Raw genomic sequence first — 18,089 nt, 5'->3', positions numbered from 1 at the left:
ATTAATCCAGGCAGGGAGAGAGTTGAGATAATGAAAAGTCTTGCCCTGAAAGGCCGAGGTTTAAGTACCTTCATTTCACAGGAGGTTAGAGATGATTATTATAGTAAATCGTAAACGCTAGGATAGACTTAGGGAGATCAGATGATTAATTAAAGTGAGTTTGACATCGCGATGTAATACGATGGCGTTCGAGCGAGGAGAGGATTTTTTTTGTAATGAGAGGTTATATCTTCAGGAGTGTTGTTGCCCATTTTTTGAATCATTTTACCATATCAATGAGGAAATATAAAAAGCTAGCCGGCCGGTGTTACCGTACTATCAGTGATTTCCCTAAATTTATATTATGAACCTGGACATTGCCTCATACTATGCTCGCAGAGCTAGTGAATACGAAAAAATCTACGAAAAACCAGACCGACAGGCTGACCTTAAGTTCCTTAGGCGGTTTTTGCCTGTTAAATTTTCCAATAAGAAACTACTCGAAGTGGCTTGTGGTACTGGCTATTGGACTCAATATATTGCTGAAACAGCTCAATCAATTGTTGCAATAGACATAAATAAGGAAGTGATTGAGATAGCTCAAAAGAAGAAGTATCCGCCCGGAAAAGTAGGGTTTGAAATTGTTGATATTTATAACCTGGCAGCTTTCAATGGCTTATTTGAGGCGGCCTTTGGTGGGTTTATTTGGTCGCATATACCAGTAGAAAAGCTCTCGGACTTTATTGATGTAGTCCATGAAAGAGTTTTAAAAAATGGTCTGATAATTTTTGTGGATAATAAATACGTGGAGGGTAGTAGTACCCCTGTTTTTAAAACAGATGATGCCGGCAATACGTATCAAAGACGCAGGCTTCAGGATAATACGGAGCATTTGGTGCTAAAAAACTTTCCGAAGGCAGAAGAAATATCAAGATTGCTCTCTTCGAGAGCAACAGATCTGGAATATATAGAGTTAGAGAACTATTGGGTCATTAAGTATAGAAAGGCCTAGAAAATCATTTAAAAGCTACAAGAAGGTTTGGATTCTGTAACACAAGTTCTACTGGGGGCTGCCGTAGGAGAGGCAGTGGCGGGGCGAAAAGCGGGTAATAAAGCGGTGCTGTGGGGTGCTGTAGCGGGCACCATTCCTGACCTGGATGTAATTTCACGGTATTTTATGGGCACTGTTGACGCACTCGAATTTCACCGCGGACCTACACATTCTATTGCTTTTGCCGTCTTATTGTCTCCTTTATTGGGTTTCCTCATCAGAAAATTATATCCGAACGGAGAAGCCACTTGGAGAGATTGGACATTTCTGGTGTTCATGGGTCTTTTTACCCATGCCTTGCTAGATTGTTTCACTACCTGGGGAACAGAACTATTCTGGCCGTTTAGTGATTACAGAATAGCTATAAAAAGCGTTTTTGTTATAGATCCGCTTTATACCATTCCTCTTCTGGTCTGTGTTCTCTGGCTTTTATTTGTTGAAAGAGAAAGTAAAAAAAGGAGAAGGATCAATCGAGCAGGTCTCTTATTAAGTACAGGCTACCTTATTTTAACACTGATTGTTAAATATCGCGCTAACCAGGTGTTTGCGGCATCCTTTGACAGACAGAACTTGCAAGTTGTTCGCTATGAAAGTAAACCAGCGCCTTTAAACATTATTCTATGGACAGCAACTATAGAGACCCCGGACGGCTATCTGATGGGTTTCTATTCCTTTCTTGATGAGGATGAGCGTATCAACTACCATTTCTTTCCTAAAAAACATGATCTTCTGGAGCCATTTGATGCTGATCTGAAAGTAAAAAAACTAATTGATATCACAGACAAATGGTATACAATAGAGCCAAACGACAAAGGTGTAATCTTCAACAACCTTCGCTTTGGGCAGCGTACAGGGTGGGAGACTGGCAAAGGGAAATTTGTTTTCTCTTATAAAATATTTGAGAAAGGTGAGGAAGTGCGCGTACAGGAAGTGGAAAAAGATCTCGGGGAAGGCAAGGAAATGTTGAAGCCATTGATAGAACGGGTAATGGGTAATAAGTTTAATACAAGTTCTGCCAAATGAAAGAGTATCTTACGAAAGAGCGCACCAAGTAGAGATAAATTCGTTAAAAAAATTTAAATTATCTTATATATTTAATATTTTGGCAAGCCAAATATTGCCGTTTGTTAAATTCAGATATATTTTAATCTTTTTATTATTTAGGCTGAATGTTGTTGCTCAGGAAAACGCTGCCGATGTACCATCCCAGCATAAATTTAATCATTATCTGTTTACTGTAAATCCGCTTCGTGCCTTTGTGGATGAGGTGACGGTTAACTGGGAATTGTTAAACAAAGATTTCAGTGGGCATGGTTTTTCATTAGGATATATTTATCCGAGCCATCTGCTCACTGACATATGGCGTAACATTGAGTTCACGGATAATATGTTGATAAGGGCTCAAAGCTCCGGGGGCCTGGTAAAGTATTACCGAGTTGTACCGATGGGAAGAAAAAGTGCTATTCATTTCCTAGGGCAGTTTAAATATTACAATGCAAAAGATGCTGTGCATGTTGTAGGTAATCATCTTTCCAGTGGAGCCAGGGAAGTACATTTAGATCGGCAAACGTTGGTTTACGGACTGCAATTCAGGTATTGTAGAAATTATAGAATAGCCGATGTTCTTATTTTTTCTTTATACATGGGCGGTGGGTTAAATTTATTTCATAACGTATACACAGAATACCACTACTATTACTATGGTGGAGTCAATCCTGATGTGCCCGTGGAGTATAGGCTGGAATCAGATGGAAAAATCAAGCCCGGCCTATGTATTAATCTTGGAATGAGAGTAGGCTTTGCTGTAAGGCGTTAATTAAAGTATGAAAACAATAAAGTTTGGTTATATTAGTCTCTTGTTCTTGCTTTCCTGCTGCCTCCAGGCACAAGACACATTAAGACAGGATTCACTCTCGATACAGCATAAATATTCCTACTATCTGTTTACCATAAATCCTGTTCGTGCAGCAGTAGATGAGGTGAGTATAAATTGGGAGTTTTTGGATGAAAACCTAAGTGGGCATGGAGTTTCCCTTGGCTACATATATCCTAACAGAATTCTTTATGAGTTACCAATCGAAGTTTTGGACGACACAGAGGATTTACAGATCCGGGCAAGTAGCTATGGAGGAGTTGGTAAGTACTACAAAGTAATCCCCTTAAAGACAAAGAAACCGAGATTTCTCCAGGTTGTAGGACAATTACGATATTATTACGCTCAAAATAGTTTATACGTTATTGGTAATTATTTGTCAGATGGAGCCCTTGATGTAGTCATCGATCGCCATATTGTAGCTTATGGCGGTCAGGTGCGATATGGAGGCAATGATATTGGAACTAAAGGTTTTGTGTATTCCTTTTACGCCGGTTTGGGTGTGAATATTTATCATAATATCTACACCCACTATGATTACTACCTGTATAGAGGAGAAAAATTCAACCACGTGCCATCGCAGTACCACTTAAAGTCAGATGGAGATATAACAGGCGCTTTCACTTTACATCTGGGCATCCGGCTGGGCTTTGCTGTTAGGCGCTAGTTATCAAAATTCAATCAACTTCTCAGCCTGTTCCTGGAGCAGTGTCATATACAATTCATTGATGATCGTACCTTCCTGAAAATGCCTTTCAATATGCGAGAGCTTAGGTTTGTGTGCCAGTACATGCATACCACAATAGTGAAATATATCTGTCAGATGGCTCAACGCCAGACCACCACCCTGAATACCGGAAGAGATCCCAACAAGGGCGCATTTCTTATCTCGGAAGGTGTCGGGGTATTTCAGACCATCAATAAAGGTCTTTAGCACCCCGGGAAAGGAACCATTGTATTCAGGAACAATGAAAACAAACTTTTTATGGTTCACCATGATTTCCCTGAAAGGATTAAAAGCGTCATTCCTGCCGGAGTTTTCGTAAAGTGCGGAAAATGCAAAATCATGTGGAAGGTCAGACAGGTCAATAAGTTCGTTTCCCACCCCCATATGATTTAGAATTTCCTTGTAGATCAGCGCTATCTGGTAAGAAACTGAATCAGAACGGTTTGTTCCACATACTATTACAATTTTCTGCATGACTTATTCGGGTTTATAGATGAGTTCTCCGAGATTCTCATCGCTAACATCCAGAGTGGTGGGCTGGGTTTTTACATAAACAATATTACCGGTGGAAAGTATTTCACCTGTCAGGGTTTCGGTGACGTAAACAATAATATCGTTAGTACCCCGGTGTTTTATAGTAGCATTTTTTACTTTGAAATCAGCCCCCTCAAATCTGCCATCACCAGAAGCAAAAAATATTCTCAGCACATCCGCAGTACCAGTGATATGAAAATTTGAGAGTTCATTACTGGTTACCGACAGTTGGTCACAATGGAGTTCCAGTTGAAAATCTCCGGTTTGTTCTTCGCTTAGCAGGGTGAGTTTCGGATAATTTAGCGCCCCTTCAGAGCTGATCAATCCACTACCACCTTGTCTTATTCTGGTGATATCAGGATGTATTATCGTTAATAAGGGATAGTTATACGACCGGACCCACTGACATGAATTTTTATTGCGAATAATGAATGTGCCATCTACTACTTCATAGACTATTTCGGGGATCAGGTTGGCTCCGGCGGTTAATGTCACCGCCTGTGCAGGACCCTCTTTCAGAATGACATTAAACTCGGTATTGATCTCTATAGCATTGAAATAATCTACAACCAAAGAGACTTCGGTGGTTTTGCCTGAGGTTTTAAGGCATTGGGGGGCATTTTCCGAATCACACCCCACTGCAAGTAAGAGCAATAATGCTATGTATCCGGTATATTTCATCTGAATCTCCATCCCAGGGCAAATTCAGCAGCCTCAGCTTTAGCCGCATGTGACTTCACTACAAGGGAGCTGTAAATATGGTCATTGAAATACTTTCTGACACCTAATCGCAGGTATATTTTGCCAAAGTAATTGTATTCGTCATAAACATAATAGCCTGCCTGCGAGATCAGGGAAACACTGTTGACAAACAGTTCATGACTCAAAGCTATACCCACGCGATGCCAGTCGGGCTTTTCCTGGTCAGTCAGCCAGACATCATACTTGATCTCATTACGCATGGAAAGCGAGGCAAACCACTCGAGTGTAATGCCCAACGCACTTTTATGATTCAGCCGTTTGTCAACAAGCCCACTAAGTACAAAAAAAGGATATTGTCCTGATCCTTGTTTTGAGTACTCATGCATTCCGGCAGAGAGGGTAAGCGTGTAACCTAAGCCTTTCTCCTCCACAGGCTCTTCTTCAATATATGTATAAGCAGTCTTCTGGTAGTTGATCAGGTAAGACACCCCCAGGTTAGAGCTCACAACGTTTATCCCCGAATTAGGTTTTTTAATGGAACCGTTTGAAAAATGTGTCAGAGCTACATGTAGATGTAAAAAAAATCGATCTGTTAGCTCTCGCTGGTATTCGGTTTCGAGGATAACTCCAAAATTCAGGTCTGTACCCAGTACATTATTTTTATTGTTATATTCTTTATGATACTTTTCAGTATTGTATCCAAGCCCCAGCCCCAGCTTGTACTTCAATTGATTTTTGGAGGCTTTATTTTTGTTGATGTAGAAGGTATAGTGAGGAATTACTGCAAAGGATTTTCCCAGGCGATCATCCCCATAGTTTACATATACAAAAGTAAGTCCAACATCGGGAAAGTTATAACGCTGCTGCCAAAGCTCTGAACCATAGGTCTTTTGGTCAAATGAAATTCTAAAACCCGTTGGGTGCTCAGTGATCAAATGAGCAATTTGCGGTTTATGCTTTAAAATAAATCCATGGAATACGTCAGCCTCTATCTTCTTGTTGCCCATACTTCTAAACTGACCAAATACCATAGCCGGTATGATCAGAAGGAGTGGGATCAAAATATTTCTCAAGTATTGCATTGGTTTGGGTAATAGCTTCAAAATTAATCATTATTAGTTACTCTAAGAAACTAAGTCGTCATTACCAAAGGTTGTGCTTATAAGAAAACCCCAAGTGGCTTCAGGAAAACGTCATTGGCAGAGTAAAGGGCTTGTGCTGCACCGAAATGCTATGGCACACCGTGCGAAGCCCCAAAAAGCGGAGCCCCGTACAATTCTTGCAGTTATCGGGATTAGCATTTTTGAGGCAAGCGTAATGCATACTCGGCCATTTTCTTAGCGACATTACTTAGTAAAGGTTTTTTAGTCTCTCAAGGTCCTCGGGTGTATCGACACCTATCGATTGATGCTGAGTTTCGGCTACTTTGATAGTATAGCCGTTTTCGATCCATCGAAGCTGTTCCAGAGATTCCGATTTCTCCAACGCCGATGCTTCCAGCAGCGTAATCTCATGGAGAACATCTGATCTATAGGCATAAATTCCAATATGCTTAAAATAGTCGTGCTGCTGCAGCCACTGGTTCTGTGGGATATTTCGGTTGTAAGGGAGCGTAGCCCGGCTGAAATAGATAGCCTGATGATACCGGTTGAATATGACTTTCACAACATTTGGGTTAAATAGCTCTTCCTCATCGTCTATTTTTTTAACCAGTGTGGCCAGTTGAGTTTCACCATCCAGCAAGCCAGCCAGCAAGTCTATTTGGTCAGGGGCAATGAAGGGCTCATCACCTTGAATATTGATGACATAATCATAAGCGCCGGGTTGCAGCGAAAGCGCTTCATAGCATCTGTCTGTACCACTCTGATGCGCCTTGCTGGTCATGCAGACCTTGCCGGCAAAGCCCTGAACTACCGATTGTATGGCTTCGTGATCGGTAGCCACAATCACTTCGTCCAGCATTCTGGCTTTTGACGCTTGCTCGTACACCCGCTGTATCATACTCTTACCCCCTATATCCGCCAGCGCCTTTGCTGGAAACCGTGTAGACCCATACCTGGCAGGTATCATCCCCAATATTTTCATTTGCATAATTTTAGTATCGAGATATGAGACATGAGTGTTGAGACTGCCGATAATTTATTTTCCGTCCGGTCAATCGCACCAGCTCATGACTCCATTTTGTCAACTCGCTGCTATTTTTTTACTGATCTAACTTTACCTTCAAAGATGTTCCTTCGTCACTAGTCACTATTATTCGCTGATCCCTTTCAATATAGTCTCCTCTGGTATAAGCATCGTAAATTTCATCGTCAATGAGCACCTTACCGCTCGGGCGTAGCACTGTATATGCGATGCCTTTCTTGCCTACCATTGAAACGGTCTTGAAATTGGAGGTATATCCCTGGTCTCGGCCCATAGTATCGGTTAGGGCTACGCGCGAAAAGATCTTTGTATCGGTAAGCCTGACCCCGCCTATGAAAAGCACTGCTATACTGCCCAGCATTCCCGCAAGTGTAGCTGCCACGGCAATGAGCAATTCATTGAACCCTACAAATGAAAAATCGAAGGTGTCATTGTTGAGCATGACCAGTACCAGCGAGCCCACGGTGATAATGATGCCTGATATACCTGCAACCCCAAAACCCGGGATTACCAGTATCTCAAGCGCTATTAGTACAATTCCGACAAAAAAAGCAATGATCTCCCAATTGGCAGCGAGGCCATTCAGGTAATAGGGCACAAGATAAAGTATGAGAGCCACTGTGGCTGCAGCAATTGGAAAGCCCACACCAGGTGTTTGCAATTCAAACCAGATACCACCTACGATCACCAGGATGAGTATGCCACTGATAAACGGGTTGAGGAAAAAAGCGATAACCCTCTCGGTCCCGCTCAGCTCGTATTTCACCATCTCATAGTCTTCTACTCCGTTTCTTTCCAATATTTCTTCTATAGAGTTTACTTTGGCTTCACAAAAGCCATGTTCGATCGCTTCAGCGGTAGAAAAGGTAATGACCTGCCCCGCCTTTGTTACACCTTCGATTTCTATAGATTCATCCACCATTGCCTCGGCAATTTTAGGATCCCGGCCTTTTTCTTCCGCCAGCGAGCGCATGGTGCTGCGCATGTAAGACTGGTACTTATCAGGGGCTGCCGTTCCATCCGGGGTTACCACTGTGGCAGCTCCTATATTAGCTCCCGGAGCCATATAGATACTGTCAGTGGCTATCGAAATAAGCGCTCCGGCTGAGGCGGCATCTTTATTGATGAAAACCCATATTGGTTTTTCAAAGTCTAAAATGCGCTCTACTATATCTTTGGCATCGGTAACGGCCCCACCATAGGTGTCCATATCAATTATGACATAATCAGCCTCTATTTCTTCGGCATGCTTAAGTGCTAAATCTACGTAGCGGTTCATTCTAGGATCAATTTCTGAACGAATATCCAGCACCATTACCTTATTTTTTTTCTCATTCTGCGCAAAGGTGCTCAGGCTGGTAAGGATGATGATCAATGAAAGAAAGAGGTATTTGAACTTATTCGAATTCACTTTGTTGCGATTATTTAAGGTGTAATTTTACATAAATTAACAAATAATTAAACAGGTGGGAAAGCTCAATTTAAACTTTTCACATTCATTTAACGGCAAAGTGTGGAATATAATTTCACACCCTGATCGTGAACTGCTTCTTATCGAGGTGAGAAACAAGGAGGCCATGGAGGTTTATTACAGTCTGCTGAATGTATCAACCCGTGAATTTTTATTAGAGGGCCTTCAGTTCGATGAGCATTGGTGGATTGGGGTATCCTGGTTTATAGATGATGTCATAGTTTTTCATACCTGGCCGGAAGAAGATAACCCTGACTTTCGGTATTATTTTGGCTTTGATATTTCCGGCAGACAGATATTATGGAAAATGGCAGATAAGAACATCCTTGATATTAAAGGATATTCTATGGAAGTAATAACCAAGGGAGAACAAGAAATTGAATTTTACAATGTTTTGTCGGGAAGTAAAATTAGTCCGGCCGATGCAATGAATGATTTTGGGAAAAAACAAAATAAATCTGTTGAGAAGCCGTTCCATTACCGGGAAGGGAGTGATTATTTTGATACCGTCAGCGATTTTATAAGGACAATGACAGGCAAAGAAGCAGTGAGAGGAACCGATTACTATGAAAATGATGAGGTGATGATCATGTCGGTCTATTTCTTAAATCAAAATGACAAGTTGGATAACCACCTGTTTGTGGTTGATCATCAGGGCGATCCGTTGATGGATATACAACTGGAAAATGATTCTGAGGGAATTAGTGCGGAGACTTTCTTCATTTACCACAACAAGCTTATCTTTGTAGCGCATACAAGAGATTTTTTTATATACCAGTTACCCTGAATGTTTATGAGATTTTTTTTAACAGGTTTGCTTTTTATCATTTCTCTTCATGCAATGGCCGGAGTAGCTCAGGCTGATTCAGTAGGCGTGGAGGAAGTGAATGGGAAATCATATATTCTTCATAAGGTTGAAGAAAAGGAAACATTATATTCTTTGTCAAGAAGGTATAATGTATCGATCTATCAAATCATTGAAAACAATCCGCCTGCCGAATTTGGTCTTACCATTGGTGAGATTGTACGGGTGCCGGTTGTGAAAAGGACGCAGATTGCTAAAAATGACACTTCATCACCCAGCTATGTGTCAGTTGAAGAGAAGATCCATGTGGTGAAACCAAAGGAAACTGTATTTTCCATATCCAGAATGTATAACGTTTCTATTGAGGATCTCAAAAGGTGGAATAACCTGACCGACAATCTTTTGGAAATAGATCAAAAGCTGATCGTAAAGGAAAAAATAGAAAAATCAAATACCGATCCGGTCAAAGCACCGGTATCCAGGGGTGGAAAAACTCATATAGTGGCTTCCGGGGAAACTTTATACGCTATCTCCAGGAAGTATAACATTACCATTGATGAACTCAGAAGCTGGAATGAATTAATAGGAAATGAGATTGGCATCGGACAGGAACTGATAGTAGGAAGAGAAGAGAGCCCCACAATATTTGAAAGCGCCAGCCTAAAAGAACCTGTTGATACTACATCAGATCCAAAGTTAACGGAACCTGTCAGTAAAAATGATGTGATAAAAACATCGGAAGAACCGGTAACCAGGCCACTGGCAGAACAAGGAAATAATACCAGACCTGTTGTCGGGGAAAAGGCGATAACTATAGAGAGGGGCTCCACTACTTTTGAAGAAGTCGAAGAATCAGGGCTTGCTGAACTCATAGATGGGTCGGAGAATACCCGTAAATATTTGGCGCTTCACCGAACGGCAAAGATAGGCACGATCATGAGGGTGCGGAATGAGATGAACGATCAGGAGGTATTTGTAAGGGTATTGGGCAGGCTGCCCGATACCGGAGTAAATAAGAATGTGCTCATCAAAGTTTCAAAGTCTGCATACGATCGTCTCGGAGCCATTGATCCGAGGTTCAGGGTTTCAGTTTCTTATATCCCTTAATTGCCTTGCAGCGCTCTGCCCTAAAAGCTTTTCTGGATGAAAAGGTAGCACAGTATAATCAACCGGGATTTATTGATGATGATCCTATTGTTATACCACATTCCTACTCGAGAAAACAGGATATCGAAATATCAGGTTTTTGGGCGGCTGTCTTAGCCTGGGGGCAGCGCATTACCATAATCAACAAATGCAAGGAACTATTTCGGATGATGGACAACGCACCTTATGATTTCATACTACATCATGAGGAGGCAGACCTGAAGCCTTTTGTTGATTTTAAACATCGCACCTTTAATGCTACCGATACACTCTATTTTATTGCTTTTTTCAAATGGTACTATTCTAGGTATAACAGTCTGGAGGATGCTTTTTTACAAGGTGTGGAGCATGATGCGGAACATTTGGGCGGGGGTATAATCAATTTCCATCGGCTGTTCTTTAGTCTGCCGGAATACCCCAACCGAACAAAAAAGCATATCGCCACCCCGGAAAGAAAGTCAGCATGTAAAAGGATCAACATGTTTTTGAGGTGGATGGTCCGCAACGATGGAAATGGTGTTGATTTCGGTATCTGGAGCTGCATAAAGCCCTCACAATTGATTTGTCCATGCGATCTGCATGTAGATCGCGTGGCGCGAAAACTCGGTCTGATCACGCGTAAGCAAACAGATTGGCAAACGGCTTTAGAGCTAACAGCTCATCTAAGGGAATTTGACCCTGAGGATCCTGTGAAGTACGATTTTGCCCTTTTCGGCTTAGGGATAGAAGAGAAGTTTTAGCCTTTATCCTTGCCAGTTTGCGGGGTCTCTTCTCCAGGCTTCGAGTGAACCCAATTGTTCTTGTTTGATATAATCTCTCTCAAGAGCTTCCTCTAGTAATAGATTGTAATTGCTCAGGCAGACTAACGGTATACCGGCATTCGCAAAGTTTTTATCTGCCAGATCAAATCCATAGGTAAAGATAGCGGCCATGCCCAATACTTCGATATTATTAGCCTTTAGTGCTTCTGCCGCCTTTAAAGAGCTTCCACCAGTGGATACCAGGTCTTCTATTACTACTACCTTTTGTCCGGGTGTTACCTTACCTTCAATCATATTTTCCATACCATGTCCTTTTGGCTTAGAGCGTACATACAGAAAAGGTAGTCCCATAGCCTCTGCTACCAGAGCTCCCTGGGGGATCCCGGCCGTAGCTACTCCAGCTATTGCTTCTACGTCAGGGTAATTAGCTTTAATAGCCTCCACCAGCGCATTTTTGATGTAAGTTCTGATCTCAGGAAAGGATAAGGATAGGCGATTATCACAGTAAATAGGCGATTTCCATCCTGAGCTCCAGGTAAAAGGATGCTCAAGATTCAGCTTAATGGCCTCTATGTCTAATAATTTTCCTGCTATGGTATGTCCCAGATCAGTAGTCATGTTTTTAAGTTTGGTTGCGAATTTATGGATTAAAAAACTTAAATTCTATTGGCGCGCTGCCAAATATTTTTTTCATTTGTGGGTATTAATCTTATTTTTTTAGATGAACCTTTTCATCAATGACATCCCGGTGACTATTGTGAGGGCAATTGAGAAGCCGGACGAACGGGAGTTCAATCATATCCTTAACGCGGAAACAGAGCCTGTTACGCAGGCCAAACTACTGCATAGGGTTTGGATAAAACATGCTAAGTATCAGGATGTTGATCATCTGTTTGATCTTCTTGATACTACAATCATCCCCGGGCTGATCTCTATCACGGTTACGGTAGATGACTATGAGGACATGCGGACATTTCTTAAAAAGAAGTTCAAGATCATTAAAGCTGCAGGCGGACTCGTAAAAAAAGGGGATAAGCTGTTGATGATCTATCGTCTTAAAAAATGGGACCTGCCAAAGGGTAAGCTGGACAAGGGAGAGAATAACTTTGAAGCCGCACAGCGCGAAGTGGAAGAGGAGTGCAATATTAAAGTAAATATGCTTGATAAAATTTGCACTACCTGGCATACCTATACTATGAAAAGGAAGAAGATTTTGAAAAAGACGGTGTGGTATGCTATGGAGATCTCCAAAGACTCCAAGATGAAGCCACAGGTGGAAGAAGATATAGAAGAAGTACGATGGATGACACGTAAGGAGGTGTTCCATGCCCTCCAGGACTCCTATAAGTCCATTGCATTTGTATTCGATCGCTTTTTTAAACAGGAAAAGGAGCAGGAACGCCAGTCAATTCCCTAGCGGGTTCTGTTTGCTGGTGGCTGGTTGCTTGTCACTGGCTGCTGGCTGCTGGTTGACCGCTTCACTGTTCAGTGGACACTAAACAAACTCGAAACATCAAACACATATCAATCGGCAGTAAGCAGTAGGCAAAATATAGTCGTGAGTATCGAGTATAGAGTTACGAATGATGCTTTACTAAGCCTATAAGGACTAGTAAAGCTTTCGTTGCAAGGAACCATTAACCATTAACGATCGGAAGAAACCAGCTTCAAGAAACCAGCCATCAGAATCCAGTAACTAGATCTTATAAGGGAGAAAATCGCTCACATCTCCGCCATAGCGGTGTACTTCACGGATAATAGTGGAGTTAATGGCTGCAAGCTCGGGAGAAGTGATGAGAAAAACAGATTCAAGATCTTCATTCAGGTGTTTGTTTACCTGAGAAATACTGTTTTCATATTCAAAGTCAGTTGTATTTCGTAAACCCCTTAGCAGGTACTTTGCCTGATGTTTTTTGGCTAATTCAGCAGTTAGTTCGCTATAAAGAATTACACTGATATTATCATACTTCTCAAAGGTCTGATCTATCAGTTCCGCCATCCTTTCTACATCAAAATAGCGGTTACTTTTTTTGCTGTTGTGTCCTATGGCGACTATAATCTCATCAAAAAGCTTGAGGCCTCTTATTACAATGTCTTCATGGCCTTTCGTAAAGGGATCGAATGAGCCTGGGAAAATGGCTATTTTTTTCATAGGGTTGGTAATGTGCTAATCACACAGGTGAATGCTGTACAAATCGAAGAAATGGTGATCCTGAACTTCATCAAATAAATACCCATAGCTCAGATACTTCGGACGGTCACCAAATGAAATGTTTTTTATAAACTTATAGAACTCATTGTAGTGTGGGGACTGTTTACCAATATATCCCCAGAGTACGACATCACTGGTCTTTTGATTTTTGTGCAATCCCTTCATCACCAGCATGATATACCTGATATAGTCATTGAACTGTTTGATGGCAAACTGATTGTAGTATTCCAGTTTGTCATTTTTCAGGGTGATGATATGCAGCCTGAACCTGTCAATATACAGGTACATGGTATTCTTCTTATTGGTCTTTTCAAAGTTAATGACACCTTCTATGAGTGCACTGCTTTGGTGAATAAAACCGACCTCTGCATTGGGGTAAAGCTGCTTTAACCACTCTGATATATCACGGTTTACAGCAAATACACATACTGCGTCTGATTTGATGTGCTTGTAATAGTAGATATCCTCTCTTGCAGGATCGTACGTGCTATTAAGGCGTAGATAATCTACCAACGCTTCTTTTACAAAGAGCGCTGAGGGTATGAGGCAAAATTTATTGTTTTTAATACTGATCCTAACACTTTTCCAGAAGCCTGCCATCAGCAGGTGGTGTTCTTCGAAAAGGGTGATGAGTAATTCCCTGAGTGCCTGGTGAGATTTGACACTGGCTAATATATAATCTTCTAAAAGAAGGCAGCGATTGTTAGTTGAATCAACAATCGCTATCTGAAGGTCCCTGATCCCCAACTGGATCATAAGATTATACTGATGAAGTTTGTCTACATCAAACTTCTCATCTTTGATTTTCTTTACAAGTTTATAACCAAGTGTCGCAGTATCCAAGGTATTATTCCCAGTTTCCTGAAGTTGTTACATCTGTTTTGGAGCCAAACCTCAAAGGCTTCTTAGTTCTTACATCTGCATCTTCCGATCTTTCACGATTGAAGGGTTTTGGATTGGCTACTTCTATTACATCAACCGAAACCCCACTTTTGTCTACCTTAGCAGCATAAACTGTAAACTTTACATTGTCATAGCCAGGTACATAAGCCAATCTGTCAATATCAATGTCAGGGTCGAATTTTTGCTGCTCTAAAGTAATCAGCAGATCACCCTTAGTAACCTGTTGTCCTTCAAAAATGTTTTCCAGCTTCACTACTTTACCGGCATGCCGGAATTTGTGAGTAACATTTTTGCCGTTCTGGTTGAGTACATATGCACCTTGTCCCTGGGCCACCTTACTGCCGGTATTGACTAAAAACTCCTGGAATACACCATCGTTAGCAGCATTAATGTTATAAGATGCCCTGAAGATCCTTTCTTTGGCAGAAATGATTCCCAGTGTGTCGTAAGTTATGATAGAGCTATCAGCTCCATAACTTAAAGTGACCACTCTTTCTTTTCTTTGTATAATTGGAAAACTGTCGTATTTGATGAAATTTATAAGTTTGTCCCAGTCGCTGGTATAACTTCCTTTTACCTCCAGATAGGCAATTTCTGCTTCACGGATGAGCTTGAGTTTCTCAATTACTGCTGCTTCTCTCTGAGCAATTGCTTCTTTTTCGTCAATTTCTGACTTCACGCTATTTACCAGATAATAACCCAGCGAAAGACTCGCGAGCAGCAGAACTATAGAGATAATTTTCGTAGCATTCATTTCTTAGGTATTTTTGATTGCAATAATAAAGATTTTGTGGTGTAATACATATTAATCAAAGTGCTATTTTATGTAATTATTGGCAAAATTTAAAATAGCCAGACATATTTAATAGCGATTCGGGACCATTAACATGATGCAGGGCATTATGTAATATTTCATTATCCATAACCGCTAATTCCCGGAAAGTCACAAATTTTATTTCCTTTAATATTTGTTTTCCGGGCGCCATCTCAGGGTCTGTTCCCAACTGTGGGCATCCGTCAACTATTTTTACTTTAAAAAATAGTTCTACCGCATGTAGTGGTTTTTCTATAAACTCGTTTACAAAGAGAAAATCTCTAACTTCAACCTTCAGTCCTGTCTCTTCAAAAAATTCTCTTCTAAGAGCTTCCTGGCTTAATTCGCCCGGCTCTACACCACCTCCCGGAGGAGCCCAAAGAATATTTTTGCTGCCGACCCCCTCATGCTTTACCAGCAGTATGGCATTATCTCTTACAGCTATACCGGAGGTCCTTATCCTGATTCGATTACCATAGGTGGCTTTGATATCTTCATTCATTTGAAAGGCAAGTTATTAATAATTGCTGTTGGCAGCACTTGTTATCTTATATTTGTTGTTTTTATGGAAAATGGAATAACAATGATTAAAACTTCTAATCCTGAATATAGAATCAGAGTAGAAAAATACCTGGAACGTCAACATTTTATGAAGCACATCAATTTTTCGCTTGACGTAATTGAGGAAGGCGTGACAGAAGGATGGCTGGATATTAAGGAGATACATAAACAGCAGAAAGGGCTGGTTCATGGTGGTGTAATAGCTACTCTTGCTGATATCACTGCAGGCTTTGCAGCCTATACCCTTGTGCCGGAGGATCAACATGTGGTAACGGGTGAAATTAAGGTTTCTTATTTAAACCCCGGAATAGGAGAAAAGTTATATGCCAGGGGATGGGTACTTAAGCAAGGCCGGAAAATGAATTTTTGCGAAGCAGAGGTATGGTGTGTAAGTGGGGCTCAACGTACTTTGATCGCAAAAGCAACTACCACCATGGTCACTATTTTTCCTGAGGATATACCAAAATAAATATGCCCAGGCCTTCGGAAATATTATTGAACAAGTTTCCTTTTACTGCCACTACCGGGCAGGAGAAGCTATTCCGGCTTGTTGATGATTTTCTGAATGAAAAGCATGAAAAGTCGGTTTTTATTATCAAGGGTTATGCCGGTACGGGGAAAACAACTATTGTCAGTACGCTGGTAACCACCCTTCCTTTGTTTAACAAGAAATTTGTGCTCATGGCGCCTACAGGCAGGGCTGCCAAAGTGATGTCTTCTTATTCCAAAAAACTGGCCTTTACAGTACATAAAAAGATATACAAACAGGTGGGTGATCAGGGAGAGGGGCCGGCTTTTAAACGGCAACAGAATTACGCACGCGATACTGTATTCATTGTGGATGAGGCATCTATGATCAATGAAGACAGAAGCTTCGGTGGCGCTGGCCTGCTTTCAGACCTGTTTAATTATGTTTTTTCCGATAATTCAAATAAACTGATATTGATCGGGGATAGTGCTCAGTTGCCACCTGTTGGGCAGAATATTAGCCCCGCTTTGGATAGATCATATCTGGAAGCCAACTTTCATGTGTCGGTACAACAAATAGTGCTTACCGAAGTGATGCGCCAGGAGAGCGATTCGGGAATTTTGTATAATGCCACCAACCTGCGAAATGAACTTACTTCTAATGATCCCAAAATCGGTTTTATTACAAAAGGGTATAAAGATGTGTTTAGAATGACCGGCGAAAAGATGGAGGAGGGATTGCGGTATGCCTATGATAATTTTGGAGTGGAGAGTACTATCATTATATGTCGCTCTAATAAACTGGCCAACAACTATAATCAGTACATCCGAAACCGCATTCATTTCTATGAATCAGAGCTTGAGGTGGGGGAAATACTGATGATTGTCAGAAATAATTATTTATATACGCCTGATGGCATAGCAGGTAATTTTATAGCCAATGGAGATTTTGCTGAGGTAACGAAAATTGTCTCCTTTGAAGAGATCCACGGTCTTCGATTTGCCACTCTACAGTTGCGTATGGTAGATTATCCTTACGAGAGTTCCTTTGAAGCCAAAGTGATCCTGGATACCCTTTATACGGAAACCCCGGCTCTTTCTGAGGAACAGAACAAGCAACTTTATGAATCAGTAGTTGAAGATTACAAAGACCTTGATACCGTTAAGGCCAGAAAGGAAGCTATCAAAAAGGACCCGTACCTTAATGCCTTGCAGGTGAAATTTGCTTATGCACTTACCTGCCATAAGTCACAGGGCGGTCAGTGGGACGCTGTTTTTGTAGACCAGGGTTACTTAAAAGACGATATGGTGGATAAAGAATATGTTAGATGGTTGTATACCGCTGTGACAAGAGCAACAAATCAACTATTTTTGGTGAACTTTAATAAGAAAATGTTCGTATCATAGATGACAAACAGGCAGGATTATTGTTTGTGGAAGATTAGACCTATATTTGTGGACCCTATTAAATAAGAATTGTATGAAGACTTTTGTAGTATTTATTTTTGGTGTTTTTATGATCTATAACGCCCTGGCTCAGGAGTCAGCTACTGTTGCTGAAAACGGACCTGTAATGACCTTTGACACTGCCAAACACGATTTTGGAGATATTCATCAGGGAGATAAGGTACAGCATACGTTTACCTTTGAAAACACTGGGAACGAACCGCTGATCATCACTAATGTGCAGGTAACCTGCGGCTGTACGGCATCAGACTGGCCCAGAGATCCTATTGCGCCAGGTCAGGAGTCAAGTATTACGATAAGCTTTAATAGTGCCGGTAAGCTCGGTATGCAAAACAAGGTGATCACTATTGTGAGCAATGCTGCCAATCCGAATAACCGCTTGACAATAATAACTAATGTATTGCCCAAAAAGGATGATGCTGGCCGATAATTAAGGTCAATAAGAAAATATAAAGGCGGTTATCTCATTG

The 18,089-nt window shown here is 41.2% G+C and carries 21 protein-coding genes; 11 read left to right on the top strand and 10 right to left on the bottom strand.

Annotation, left to right across the window (positions count from 1 at the left end; genetic code table 11):
• Positions 1 to 343: 343 nt before the first annotated feature.
• From C900_RS09610 to C900_RS09595, 4 genes are all read left to right on the top strand, one after another.
• On the top strand, positions 344 to 991 hold the full coding sequence (locus C900_RS09610; protein WP_040496338.1) for a class I SAM-dependent methyltransferase: 648 nt from the start codon (positions 344 to 346) through the stop codon (positions 989 to 991).
• A gap of 27 nt (positions 992 to 1,018) precedes the next feature.
• Positions 1,019 to 2,053 (top strand): metal-dependent hydrolase, encoded by a 1,035-nt coding sequence (locus tag C900_RS09605; protein WP_009579607.1) that lies wholly within the window; start codon positions 1,019 to 1,021, stop codon positions 2,051 to 2,053.
• A gap of 79 nt (positions 2,054 to 2,132) precedes the next feature.
• Entirely contained in the window at positions 2,133 to 2,846 is a 714-nt protein-coding gene (locus C900_RS09600; protein WP_040496336.1) for a hypothetical protein, read from the top strand.
• 7 nt (positions 2,847 to 2,853) lie between these two features.
• The gene (locus C900_RS09595; protein WP_009579605.1) at positions 2,854 to 3,570 is read left to right on the top strand and encodes a hypothetical protein; all 717 of its coding nucleotides are present in this window, start codon (positions 2,854 to 2,856) and stop codon (positions 3,568 to 3,570) included.
• A 3-nt stretch (positions 3,571 to 3,573) separates the two neighbouring features.
• Here C900_RS09595 and C900_RS09590 read toward each other — a convergent pair whose 3' ends face one another.
• From C900_RS09590 to C900_RS09570, 5 genes are all read right to left on the bottom strand, one after another.
• Positions 3,574 to 4,104, bottom strand: coding sequence for an NADPH-dependent FMN reductase (locus C900_RS09590; protein WP_009579604.1), 531 nt, complete (start codon positions 4,102 to 4,104; stop codon positions 3,574 to 3,576).
• Between the two features lie 3 nt (positions 4,105 to 4,107).
• Positions 4,108 to 4,857: a head GIN domain-containing protein gene (locus C900_RS09585; RefSeq protein WP_009579603.1), complete on the bottom strand. Its 750-nt coding sequence runs from the start codon at positions 4,855 to 4,857 to the stop codon at positions 4,108 to 4,110.
• The gene (locus tag C900_RS09580) at positions 4,842 to 5,948 is read right to left on the bottom strand and encodes an acyloxyacyl hydrolase (RefSeq protein WP_009579602.1); all 1,107 of its coding nucleotides are present in this window, start codon (positions 5,946 to 5,948) and stop codon (positions 4,842 to 4,844) included. Before C900_RS09580 ends, C900_RS09585 begins: the two co-directional genes overlap by 16 nt.
• Positions 5,949 to 6,216: 268 nt before the next feature.
• On the bottom strand, positions 6,217 to 6,951 hold the full coding sequence (kdsB, locus tag C900_RS09575) for a 3-deoxy-manno-octulosonate cytidylyltransferase (protein WP_040496333.1): 735 nt from the start codon (positions 6,949 to 6,951) through the stop codon (positions 6,217 to 6,219).
• Positions 6,952 to 7,069: 118 nt separating this feature from the next.
• On the bottom strand, positions 7,070 to 8,422 hold the full coding sequence (locus C900_RS09570) for an NfeD family protein (RefSeq protein ID WP_009579600.1): 1,353 nt from the start codon (positions 8,420 to 8,422) through the stop codon (positions 7,070 to 7,072).
• A gap of 55 nt (positions 8,423 to 8,477) precedes the next feature.
• On the opposite strand from C900_RS09570, the gene C900_RS09565 reads away from it, so the two are divergent.
• Genes C900_RS09565 through C900_RS09555 form a run of 3 tightly spaced genes read left to right on the top strand, consistent with a single transcriptional unit; the run spans position 8,478 to position 11,173 of the window.
• A complete protein-coding gene (locus C900_RS09565; protein ID WP_009579599.1) occupies positions 8,478 to 9,269 on the top strand; it encodes a DUF4905 domain-containing protein in 792 nt (263 codons plus the stop codon).
• 6 nt (positions 9,270 to 9,275) lie between these two features.
• Positions 9,276 to 10,394: a LysM peptidoglycan-binding domain-containing protein gene (locus C900_RS09560; protein WP_185113966.1), complete on the top strand. Its 1,119-nt coding sequence runs from the start codon at positions 9,276 to 9,278 to the stop codon at positions 10,392 to 10,394.
• A 5-nt stretch (positions 10,395 to 10,399) separates the two neighbouring features.
• Entirely contained in the window at positions 10,400 to 11,173 is a 774-nt protein-coding gene (locus tag C900_RS09555) for a TIGR02757 family protein (protein WP_009579596.1), read from the top strand.
• A 3-nt stretch (positions 11,174 to 11,176) separates the two neighbouring features.
• Here the strand turns inward: C900_RS09555 and pyrE are convergent, their stop codons facing one another.
• Positions 11,177 to 11,812: an orotate phosphoribosyltransferase gene (pyrE, locus tag C900_RS09550; RefSeq protein ID WP_009579595.1), complete on the bottom strand. Its 636-nt coding sequence runs from the start codon at positions 11,810 to 11,812 to the stop codon at positions 11,177 to 11,179.
• A gap of 103 nt (positions 11,813 to 11,915) precedes the next feature.
• On the opposite strand from pyrE, the gene C900_RS09545 reads away from it, so the two are divergent.
• On the top strand, positions 11,916 to 12,611 hold the full coding sequence (locus C900_RS09545) for an NUDIX hydrolase (RefSeq protein WP_009579594.1): 696 nt from the start codon (positions 11,916 to 11,918) through the stop codon (positions 12,609 to 12,611).
• Positions 12,612 to 12,890: 279 nt separating this feature from the next.
• On the opposite strand, the gene coaD is transcribed toward C900_RS09545, so the two are convergent.
• The 4 genes from coaD to C900_RS09520 form a co-directional block, all read right to left on the bottom strand.
• The gene (gene coaD, locus C900_RS09540; protein ID WP_009579593.1) at positions 12,891 to 13,346 is read right to left on the bottom strand and encodes a pantetheine-phosphate adenylyltransferase; all 456 of its coding nucleotides are present in this window, start codon (positions 13,344 to 13,346) and stop codon (positions 12,891 to 12,893) included.
• 15 nt (positions 13,347 to 13,361) lie between these two features.
• Positions 13,362 to 14,249 carry a DUF3822 family protein gene (locus C900_RS09535; RefSeq protein WP_009579592.1) on the bottom strand — a complete coding sequence of 296 codons (888 nt, stop codon included), beginning with the start codon at positions 14,247 to 14,249 and terminating at the stop codon, positions 13,362 to 13,364.
• 4 nt (positions 14,250 to 14,253) lie between these two features.
• Positions 14,254 to 15,063 carry a biotin/lipoyl attachment domain-containing protein gene (locus C900_RS28320; protein ID WP_009579591.1) on the bottom strand — a complete coding sequence of 270 codons (810 nt, stop codon included), beginning with the start codon at positions 15,061 to 15,063 and terminating at the stop codon, positions 14,254 to 14,256.
• A gap of 76 nt (positions 15,064 to 15,139) precedes the next feature.
• The gene (locus C900_RS09520) at positions 15,140 to 15,625 is read right to left on the bottom strand and encodes an NUDIX domain-containing protein (protein ID WP_009579590.1); all 486 of its coding nucleotides are present in this window, start codon (positions 15,623 to 15,625) and stop codon (positions 15,140 to 15,142) included.
• Between the two features lie 81 nt (positions 15,626 to 15,706).
• Between C900_RS09520 and C900_RS09515 the strand changes: the two genes are divergently transcribed.
• The 3 genes from C900_RS09515 (at position 15,707) to C900_RS09505 (ending at position 18,049) form a co-directional block, all read left to right on the top strand.
• A complete protein-coding gene (locus C900_RS09515) occupies positions 15,707 to 16,153 on the top strand; it encodes a PaaI family thioesterase (RefSeq protein WP_040496332.1) in 447 nt (148 codons plus the stop codon).
• A 2-nt stretch (positions 16,154 to 16,155) separates the two neighbouring features.
• Positions 16,156 to 17,559: an ATP-dependent DNA helicase gene (locus C900_RS09510; protein ID WP_009579588.1), complete on the top strand. Its 1,404-nt coding sequence runs from the start codon at positions 16,156 to 16,158 to the stop codon at positions 17,557 to 17,559.
• A gap of 73 nt (positions 17,560 to 17,632) precedes the next feature.
• Positions 17,633 to 18,049 (top strand): DUF1573 domain-containing protein, encoded by a 417-nt coding sequence (locus C900_RS09505; protein ID WP_009579587.1) that lies wholly within the window; start codon positions 17,633 to 17,635, stop codon positions 18,047 to 18,049.
• Positions 18,050 to 18,089 lie beyond the last annotated feature (40 nt).

The organism is Fulvivirga imtechensis AK7, assembly GCF_000331535.1.
GTDB lineage: Bacteria > Bacteroidota > Bacteroidia > Cytophagales > Cyclobacteriaceae > Fulvivirga > Fulvivirga imtechensis.
This window is presented reverse-complemented; position numbering and strand designations above follow the sequence as displayed.

Excerpts from the sequence above, each read along its gene's own strand:
- C900_RS09610 (WP_040496338.1), top strand. The coding sequence starts at position 344 with ATGAACCTGGACATTGCCTCATACTATGCTCGCAGAGCTAGTGAATAC.
- C900_RS09545 (WP_009579594.1), top strand. The coding sequence starts at position 11,916 with ATGAACCTTTTCATCAATGACATCCCGGTGACTATTGTGAGGGCAATT.
- C900_RS09580 (WP_009579602.1), bottom strand. The coding sequence starts at position 5,948 with ATGCAATACTTGAGAAATATTTTGATCCCACTCCTTCTGATCATACCG.
- C900_RS09590 (WP_009579604.1), bottom strand. The coding sequence starts at position 4,104 with ATGCAGAAAATTGTAATAGTATGTGGAACAAACCGTTCTGATTCAGTT.
- pyrE (WP_009579595.1), bottom strand. The coding sequence starts at position 11,812 with ATGACTACTGATCTGGGACATACCATAGCAGGAAAATTATTAGACATA.
- C900_RS09560 (WP_185113966.1), top strand. The coding sequence starts at position 9,276 with ATGAGATTTTTTTTAACAGGTTTGCTTTTTATCATTTCTCTTCATGCA.
- C900_RS28320 (WP_009579591.1), bottom strand. The coding sequence starts at position 15,063 with ATGAATGCTACGAAAATTATCTCTATAGTTCTGCTGCTCGCGAGTCTT.
- C900_RS09520 (WP_009579590.1), bottom strand. The coding sequence starts at position 15,625 with ATGAATGAAGATATCAAAGCCACCTATGGTAATCGAATCAGGATAAGG.
- C900_RS09595 (WP_009579605.1), top strand. The coding sequence starts at position 2,854 with ATGAAAACAATAAAGTTTGGTTATATTAGTCTCTTGTTCTTGCTTTCC.
- C900_RS09585 (WP_009579603.1), bottom strand. The coding sequence starts at position 4,857 with ATGGAGATTCAGATGAAATATACCGGATACATAGCATTATTGCTCTTA.
- C900_RS09505 (WP_009579587.1), top strand. The coding sequence starts at position 17,633 with ATGAAGACTTTTGTAGTATTTATTTTTGGTGTTTTTATGATCTATAAC.
- C900_RS09510 (WP_009579588.1), top strand. The coding sequence starts at position 16,156 with ATGCCCAGGCCTTCGGAAATATTATTGAACAAGTTTCCTTTTACTGCC.
- C900_RS09515 (WP_040496332.1), top strand. The coding sequence starts at position 15,707 with ATGATTAAAACTTCTAATCCTGAATATAGAATCAGAGTAGAAAAATAC.
- kdsB (WP_040496333.1), bottom strand. The coding sequence starts at position 6,951 with ATGAAAATATTGGGGATGATACCTGCCAGGTATGGGTCTACACGGTTT.
- coaD (WP_009579593.1), bottom strand. The coding sequence starts at position 13,346 with ATGAAAAAAATAGCCATTTTCCCAGGCTCATTCGATCCCTTTACGAAA.